This window comes from Streptomyces sp. VRA16 Mangrove soil (assembly GCF_017377775.1).
Classification (GTDB): Bacteria; Actinomycetota; Actinomycetes; order Streptomycetales; family Streptomycetaceae; genus Streptomyces.
The window spans coordinates 299,717-307,369 of record NZ_JAFVLN010000011.1 but is presented as its reverse complement, the minus strand read 5'-3'; the positions used below and the strand labels follow the sequence as shown (position 1 = coordinate 307,369).

The 7,653-nt window shown below is 72.9% G+C and carries 7 protein-coding genes; 3 read left to right on the top strand and 4 right to left on the bottom strand.

Features of this window, described 5'->3' with window-relative positions; all coding sequences use genetic code 11:
- Positions 1 to 116 precede the first annotated feature (116 nt).
- Complete coding sequence (locus tag J3486_RS28420; protein WP_207825234.1) at positions 117 to 1,535, bottom strand: PLP-dependent aminotransferase family protein; 1,419 nt, start codon at positions 1,533 to 1,535, stop codon at positions 117 to 119.
- A 46-nt stretch (positions 1,536 to 1,581) separates the two neighbouring features.
- Between J3486_RS28420 and J3486_RS28415 the strand changes: the two genes are divergently transcribed.
- Genes J3486_RS28415 through J3486_RS28405 form a run of 3 tightly spaced genes read left to right on the top strand, consistent with a single transcriptional unit; the run spans position 1,582 to position 3,256 of the window.
- Complete coding sequence (locus J3486_RS28415) at positions 1,582 to 2,085, top strand: carboxymuconolactone decarboxylase family protein (RefSeq protein ID WP_207825232.1); 504 nt, start codon at positions 1,582 to 1,584, stop codon at positions 2,083 to 2,085.
- Between the two features lie 29 nt (positions 2,086 to 2,114).
- Positions 2,115 to 2,531, top strand: coding sequence for a carboxymuconolactone decarboxylase family protein (locus tag J3486_RS28410; protein WP_374194778.1), 417 nt, complete (start codon positions 2,115 to 2,117; stop codon positions 2,529 to 2,531).
- Positions 2,525 to 3,256, top strand: a complete 732-nt coding sequence (locus J3486_RS28405) for an isocitrate lyase/phosphoenolpyruvate mutase family protein (protein ID WP_207825228.1) — start codon at positions 2,525 to 2,527, stop codon at positions 3,254 to 3,256. Before J3486_RS28410 ends, J3486_RS28405 begins: the two co-directional genes overlap by 7 nt.
- A gap of 263 nt (positions 3,257 to 3,519) precedes the next feature.
- On the opposite strand, the gene J3486_RS28400 is transcribed toward J3486_RS28405, so the two are convergent.
- Genes J3486_RS28400 through J3486_RS28390 form a run of 3 tightly spaced genes read right to left on the bottom strand, consistent with a single transcriptional unit; the run spans position 3,520 to position 7,652 of the window.
- Entirely contained in the window at positions 3,520 to 4,461 is a 942-nt protein-coding gene (locus tag J3486_RS28400; RefSeq protein ID WP_229378696.1) for an ABC transporter substrate-binding protein, read from the bottom strand.
- A 23-nt stretch (positions 4,462 to 4,484) separates the two neighbouring features.
- On the bottom strand, positions 4,485 to 6,467 hold the full coding sequence (locus tag J3486_RS28395) for a proline/glycine betaine ABC transporter permease (RefSeq protein WP_229378695.1): 1,983 nt from the start codon (positions 6,465 to 6,467) through the stop codon (positions 4,485 to 4,487).
- A complete protein-coding gene (locus tag J3486_RS28390) occupies positions 6,468 to 7,652 on the bottom strand; it encodes a glycine betaine/L-proline ABC transporter ATP-binding protein (protein WP_229378694.1) in 1,185 nt (394 codons plus the stop codon).
- Position 7,653 lies beyond the last annotated feature (1 nt).

Sequence of the window (7,653 nt, the reverse complement as noted above, 5' to 3'; positions counted from 1 at the left end):
GGTGGGGTGGGCGGCAGATCGCCGACGGCGGGTGGGGTGGGCGGCAGATCGCCGACGGCGGGTGGGGTGGGCGGTAGATCGCCGACGGCGGGTGGGACTTCAGGGCTGCGGGGCCGCTAGGGGAGTACTCGGCACAGGGCGTCCAGGGCTGAGGTCCAGGCGTGGTCCGCCGGGGTGCCGTAGCCGACGACCAGGGCATCGAGCGGGGTGGACGTCGTGTCGGGGTGGCGGTAGGTGGAGAGGCCGGTGACGCCGAGGCCCTGCCAGGCCGCCGCGCGCACCACGGACCGCTCGGTGCCGACGGGCAGTCTCAGGACCGCGTGGAGGCCGGCTGCGATGCCGGTGACGCGGACGGCCGGGGCGCGTTCGGCGAGGGCGGAGACGAGCTGGTCGCGGCGGCGCCGGTAACGCAGCCGGGCGGCCCGCAGATGACGGTCGTACGCGCCCGAGTTCAGGAACTCGGCGAGGGTCAGCTGGTCGAGGGCGCCGCAGGACCAGTCGCTCGACCCCTTGGCCGCGACGACCTCCGGGACCAGCGCGGCGGGCAGCACCATCCAGCCGATCCTGAGCCCCGGCGCGAGGGACTTGCTGGCCGTGCCGAGGTGCACGACGCGGTCCGGGTCGAGGCCCTGGAGCGCGCCGACGGGCTGCCGGTCGTAGCGGAACTCGCCGTCGTAGTCGTCCTCCAGGACCAGGCCGCCGGTGCGCCGCGCCCAGTCGACGACGGCGGACCGCCGGTCGGGGTGGAGCGGGTCGCCGAGCGGGAACTGGTGGGCCGGGGTGAGCAGCACCGCCCCGGCGCGGCCCGACAGCTCCGACAACTCCCCCACGTCCGCGCCCAGTTCGTCGAACGGGAGCGGGCGCGTGCGCAGGCCCGACCGGGTCAGGATGTTCCAGTGCGGGGGCAGCCCGTAGGAGTCGACGGCGACGTCCTTGGCACCCCGGGTGCGCAGCACGTCGGCGAGGAGCATGAGGCCGTGGGCGAACCCGGCGCAGATCACGATCCGTTCGGCGTCGGCGTGCACCCCGCGGGCGCGGGCGAGATAGCCGGCGAGCGCGGCGCGCAGTTCGGGGCGGCCGCGCGGATCGCCGTAGCCGAGCGCGTCGTTCGGGGCGGCGGCGAGGGCCCGGCGGGCGGCCTTGAGCCATTCGGCGCGGGGGAAGGAGGCGAGGTCGGGGCTGCCGGGGTTGAGGTCGTGGACGGGCCCGGAGACGGCCCGGTGGACCGGCGCGGGGCGCGGCGCCCGGACGGACCGCTCGGCGACCCGGGTGCCGGAGCCCTGCCGCGCGGTGAGCCACCCCTCGGCGACGAGGTCGGCGTAGGCGTCGGCGACCGTGTTGCGGGCGATGCCCAGGTCACCGGCGAGGGTGCGGGAGGAGGGCAGCCGGGTGCCGGGGGCGAGCCGCCCGCCGCGCACGGCCTCGCGCAGCGCGTCCGTCAGCCCGCGGCGCAGCCCGTGCGGGCCCGCGGGATCGATGTGGAAGTCGATGCCGAGCGCCTGCCCGGACGGAGAAGTGGCCCAAGTTCCTGGCATGGGAATGGACCATACCCCTGGGCTACTTCTTCCGTACGGTCGAAGCATGACCACGACGGACACCGACGGCACCGGTTACGTGCACGAACACACCCCCCGCCTCGCCTGGGCCACGCTCGCCCCCGAGGTCTACAAGGCGATGGTCCGGCTGGACGCCGCCGCCCGTAAGGGCCTGGACCCGGTGACGTACGAGCTGGTGAAGATCCGGGCCTCGCAGCTCAACCACTGCGCGTTCTGCCTCGACATGCACAGCAAGGACGCGCTGGCGGCGGGCGAGAGCGTGGAGCGGATCGTGCAGCTCGGCGCGTGGGAGGAGAGCCGGCACTTCTACACGGAGAAGGAGCTCGCGGCGCTCGCCCTGACCGAGGCGATCACCGTCCTCACCAACGGTTTCGTGCCGGACGACGTGTACGAGGAGGCGGCGCGCCACTACGACGAGCAGGAGCTGGCCCAGCTCATCGCGGCGATCACGACGATCAACGCGTGGAACCGGTTCGGCGTGACCACCCGGATGGTCGCCGGACACTACAAGCCCGAGGCCGCCAAGTGAGCGTCAGGACACGGCGGTTGGACCCGCGGGTGCGCGCCGCTCTGCAGGCCGCGGGGGCCGCCGCCAAGGCGGGCCTGGCCGATCCGGTCCTCGCCGAGCTGGTGATGATCCGGGCCTCGCAGATCAACGCGTGCGCGTTCTGCCTGGACATGCACGTCGACGTGGCGGTCGACAAGAACGGCGAGAGCGCGAAGCGGATCGCGCTGCTGGACGCGTGGCGCGAGGCGGGCGACCTGTACAGCGCACGCGAGCGGGCGGCGCTGGCGCTGACCGAGGCGGTCACGCTGCTCACTGACTCGTTCGTGCCGGACGACGTGTACGAGGCCGCCGCGAAGGAGTTCAATGAGGTCGAACTCGCCCATCTCATCGGGGTGATCACGGTGATCAACAGCTGGAACCGGCTGATGGTCAGCCGCCGCATCGAACCCGGAGGTCCCGCATGGTGAGCAGCACGAAGGCCGGCACGTTCCGCGCCCTGCACCACGACCGCTCCCCCGGCGACCCGCTGGTCCTGCCGGGCCCCTGGGACGCGGCGAGCGCCCGCGTCTTCGAGGGGGCGGGCTTCCCGGCGCTCGCGACGCCGAGCGCGGGGGTCTCGGCGTCGCTCGGGTACGAGGACGGGGCGACGCCCGCCGACGAGATGTTCGCGGCGGTGCGCCGGATCGTGCGATCGGTGTCGGTGCCGGTGAGCGCGGACATCGAGGACGGCTACGGGATCGCGCCGAAGGAGCTGGTGGAGCGGCTCCTGGAGACGGGCGCGGTGGGCTGCAACCTGGAGGACTCCACCCGCGAGGGCGGCCTCAAGGACCCGCGCGCGCACGCCGACTGGCTGGCCGAGGTGCGGACGGCGGCCGGTGACGGCATCGTCCTGAACGCCCGCGTCGACACGTTCATCAGGGGCGCCGCCGACCCGGTCGCGGAGGCCGTCGAGCGCGCCCGGTTGTATGTCGCGGCGGGCGCCGACTGCGTGTACCCGATCGGGGCGCCCGCGGCGGCGCTGCCCGCGCTGCGGGCCGGGGTCGAGGGGCCGCTCAACGTGGGCGCGACCGTGCGCGGGACGCCCACCCCGCGCGAGTGGGGCGAGCTGGGGGCGACCCGGATCACGTTCGGCCCGGGGCTGCAGCGCGCGGCGGACGCGGCGCTGCGGGAGATCGCGGACAAGCTCGGTTGAGCCGGCGGCAACTGCGTCGAGGTCGCCTACAGCGCGCTCAGCCCGGACGACCGGGACGAGATCGACGAGGAACTGTCCGACCTGTTCGAACCCGTCACCGCCCCCAAGGACATCTGGCGATGGGTGAACGCGGCGCAGTACAAGCTCACGCAGCTCGTGTCCTCAAGGATGTGCAGGAGTGCGACGTGCGCCGGTCACTCACCTGAAAGACCCCGGCCGCCCACAAAGGCAGCCGGGGCCACGGTTCCATGAAGCCGGAGCCGCTACTTCTCCAGCCACGCCTCCCACGTCGACCGATGCCCGTCCACCCACTCCTTCGCCGCCGCCTCGGGCGACAGCTTCTTGTCGGCGATCAGCAGCGAGACCTCGTTCTGGTCCTTCGTCGTCCAGTGGAAGTTCTTCAGGAAGGCCGCCGCGTCGCCGCCACCGCGCGCGAAGTCGGCGTTGAGGTACTTCTGGAGCGGGGTCGTCGGATAGGCGCAGGCGATCTTCTTCGGGTCGGCGTCGCAGCCCTCCTTGTACGCGGGCAGCTTCACCTCCGTCATCGGGACCTGCTGGAACAGCCACTGCGGGGTGTACCAGTACGTCAGGAACGGCTTCTTCTGCTTGGCGAACTGCTTGATCTGGGTGATCTGCGCCGCCTCGGAGCCGGAGAAGACGACCTGATAGTTCAGCTTCAGGTTGTCCACCAGCGCCTTGTCGTTCGTGACGTACGAGGGCGAGCCGTCGAGGAGCTGGCCCTTGCCGCCGCTCTCGGCGGTCTTCAGCTGATCCGCGTACTTGTTCAGGTTCTTCCAGTCGGTGACGTCCGGGTGCTGCTTCGCGAAGTACGTCGGGACGAACCAGCCGATGTGCCCGGTGACGCCGAGGCCGCCGCCGGCGACGATCGTCTTCTTGTCCTTGACGTAGCGCTGCTCCTGGTCGGGGTGGCCCCAGTCCTCCAGGATCGCGTCGACGCGGCCCTGGCTCAGGGCGTCCCAGGCGGGGACCTCGTCGACCTGCACGGTGTCGACCCGGTAGCCGAGTTCGTGCTCCAGGAGGTACTGGGCGACGGCCACGTTGGCCTGCGCGCCGACCCACGACTGGACGGACAGCGTCACCGTTCTGGCGCCCTTGGCGTTGGCGAATGGGGACGACTGCTTGGTCATGTCGGCGGCGCCGCAGCCGGTGGCCGCCAGGAGCACCCCGGCAGCCACAACTGCCATGACGTTCCTGCGTGTTCGCATCCTCATGCCTCCTTCCCGTCCCGCGCACGGCGTTGCGTCGGCTGTGTCACCCGGTCCAGCATCAGGCCGAGGCAGACGATGGCGGCGCCCGCGACCAGGCCGGTGGCCAGGTCGCCCTGGGCGAGGCCGAAGACGACGTCGTAGCCGAGCGCGCCACCGCCGACCAGGCCGCCGATGATGACGACGGCGAGGACCAGGACCACGCCCTGGTTGACGGCGAGCAGCAACGCGGGCCGGGCGAGCGGGAGTTGGACCTGGCGCAGCTGCTGTCCGGTGGTCGCGCCCATCGAGCGGGCGGCCTCCAGGGCGGCCGGGTCGACCTGGCGCAGGCCCTGCGTGGTGATGCGGACGACGGCGGGCAGTGCGTAGACGACCGCCGCGGCGACGGCCGGGGCGCGGCCGACGCCGAACAGGGCGACGACCGGGATCAGGTACACGAACTGCGGCATCGTCTGGAAGACGTCGAGGACCGGCCGGAGCAGGCGCTCGAAGCGACCGCTGCGGGCGGCGGCGATCCCGGTGGCCAGGCCGATGACGAGGGTGACGGCGACGGCCGCGAGCACCTGGGAGAGCGTGTCGAGCGACGCCTTCCACACGCCGAGCACACCGATCGCGGCCATGGCGGCGGTCGCGGTCAGGGCGGTGCGCCAGGTGCCGATCAGCCAGGCGAGCGCGGCGACGATCAGCAGCACCGACCACCAGGGCAGCCAGGTCAGGCCCGAGCGGACCGGGTCGAGGATCCAGGTGGTGAAGTGGGCGGCCCAGTCGGCGGTGCCGCCGATCACCGGGACGCCGGTGTAGAGATGGTCGGTCATCCAGTCGACGGCGTCGTTGACGGGTGTCGCGATGTCGGCGACCCAGGACGCGGGCCAGTCGAGGCGGTCGGCGAACCGGGCGGCGAGCGCGGCCACGACGGCCCCGGCGGCGACCACGCCCCACTTCCAGTGGGCCGGTGCCTGGTGGGAGCCCATGCGTTCGCCGGCCGCGGCCGTGACCCGGTCGAGGACGACGGCGAGCAGCACGATGGGGATGCCCGCGGCGAGCGCGGCGCCGACGTCGACCGAGGCGAGGGCCTGGTAGACGCGGTCGCCGAGGCCCGCGGCGCCGATCACCGACGCGATGACGGCCATGGACAGGGCCATCATGATCGTCTGGTTGAGGCCGAGGAGGAGTTCCTTGCGGGCCAGCGGGAGCCGCGCCGAGAGCAGGCGCTGGCGGGCGGTGGCGCCGAGCGAGGTGACGGCCTCCATGACGCCGCCGTCGGCGGAGCGCAGGCCGAGCGCGGTGAGCCTGGCCATCGGCGGGGCGGCGTAGACGACGGTGGCGAGGACCGCGGCCGGTACGCCCATGCCGAAGATCAGCACGACGGGCAGCAGATACGCGTACGCGGGCAGCACCTGCATGGTGTCGAGGACCGGGCGCAGGAGTCGGTACATGCGTTCGCTGAGCCCGGCGGCGACACCCAGCAGGGCGCCGACGACGACCGAGACCAGCACGGCGACGATCATCAGCGCGAGGGTCTGCATGGTCGGCACCCACATGCCGAGGAAACCGCAGGCGAGCAGCGCGACGACGGCGAACGCGGCGAGGCGGCGGCCCGCCACCCGCCAGGCGATCAGCCCGGCGGCCGCGGTCACACCCGCCCAGCCCGCGGCGAGCAGCACGACGTAGACGGCGCGGATGGCGACGATGACGGCGTTGCTGATGTAGCCGAGGAAGTACAGGAACAGCGGGGAGCTGTCGCGGTGGTCGATGATCCAGTCGGAGGCTCTGCCGAGCGGTTCGGACACGTCGACGGTGAGGGCGTGCGGCCAGGCGGCGCCGGACCAGCGCGTGGTGACGAGCGGCACGAGGACCGCCGCGGCGACGGCGAGCAGCAGGAGCTTGCCGAGGGCGCGGTGGCGCGGTCGCAGGTTCTTCAGCCGGTGCGGTGTGCCGGTGTCGTCGGGAGCCGCGGCGGTGGGGGTGGTGACGGCGGCCGTCATCTAGACCGCCTCCTCGTCCTTCGAGACGCCCTGCGCGGCGTCGCCCGGGGCGCCCTCGGCCAAGTCCTCGGTGGCGCCCTCCCCGACGCCCTCCGGCCCGTCGTCCGGAACGGTGCCGCCCACCGTGGCGATCAGCCGCTCGTGGTCGACGATGCCCAGGCACCGGCCGTCCTCCATGACGCGCACGGCGAACCCGGTCCTGGCGACGGCCTCGATGGCCTGCGAGACGGTCGCGTCGGGCGCGATGGCGGCGCCACGCTCGGCCTCGTCGGCGTCGGCGGGACGCATCGCGCGGCGCACCGTCATGACCTGCTCGCGCGGCACGTCGCGGACGAACTCGCGGACGTAGTCGTCGGCGGGCGAGCCCACGATCTCCTCGGGGGTGCCGAGCTGGACGATCCGGCCGTCGCGCATCAGGGCGATGCGGTCGCCCAGGCGCAGCGCCTCGGACAGGTCGTGGGTGATGAAGACCATGGTGCGGCCCTCCTCCTGGTGGAGCCGCACGACCTCCTCCTGCATGTCGCGCCGGATCAACGGGTCGAGCGCGCTGAACGGCTCGTCGAACAGCAGGACTTCGGGGTCGACGGCGAGCGCGCGGGCCAGGCCGACGCGCTGCTGCTGACCGCCGGACAGCTGACCGGGACGGCGCGCCTCAAGCCCTTCGAGGCCGACCTTGGCGACGACCTCCATGGCCTTGGCGCGCCGTTCGACACGGCCCACGCCCTGGATCTCCAGGCCGTAGGCGACGTTGTCGAGGACGCTGCGGTGCGGCAGCAGCCCGAAGTGCTGGAAGACCATCGCGGCCCGGCGCCTGCGCAGGGCGCGAAGGCGCGCCCGGTCCATCGCGAGCACGTCCTCGCCGTCGATCTCCAGGCTGCCCGACGTCGGCTCGATGAGCCGGGTCAGACATCGTACGAGGGTGGACTTGCCGGAGCCCGACAGGCCCATGACGACGAAGACCTCGCCGCGCCGCACGTCGAAGGAGACGTCGCGCACGGCGGCGGTGCAGCCGGTGCGGGCACGCAGTTCGGCGGCGCTCAGACCGGCCAACTCGGCCTGCCGCGGGACGCGTTCGGCCTTGGATCCGAAGACCTTCCACAGGTTGCGGACGGAGAAGACGTGCTCCGTCCCCGCGGCATCGGCCCCTCCCCCTACCTCTGTCCCTGTCCCTGTCCCTGTCTGCATG

Coding starts and splice junctions, on each gene's coding strand:
- J3486_RS28420 (WP_207825234.1), bottom strand. CDS start 1,535: ATGCCAGGAACTTGGGCCACTTCTCCGTCCGGGCAGGCGCTCGGCATC.
- J3486_RS28415 (WP_207825232.1), top strand. CDS start 1,582: ATGACCACGACGGACACCGACGGCACCGGTTACGTGCACGAACACACC.
- J3486_RS28405 (WP_207825228.1), top strand. CDS start 2,525: ATGGTGAGCAGCACGAAGGCCGGCACGTTCCGCGCCCTGCACCACGAC.
- J3486_RS28400 (WP_229378696.1), bottom strand. CDS start 4,461: ATGGCAGTTGTGGCTGCCGGGGTGCTCCTGGCGGCCACCGGCTGCGGC.
- J3486_RS28395 (WP_229378695.1), bottom strand. CDS start 6,467: ATGACGGCCGCCGTCACCACCCCCACCGCCGCGGCTCCCGACGACACC.
- J3486_RS28390 (WP_229378694.1), bottom strand. CDS start 7,652: ATGCAGACAGGGACAGGGACAGGGACAGAGGTAGGGGGAGGGGCCGAT.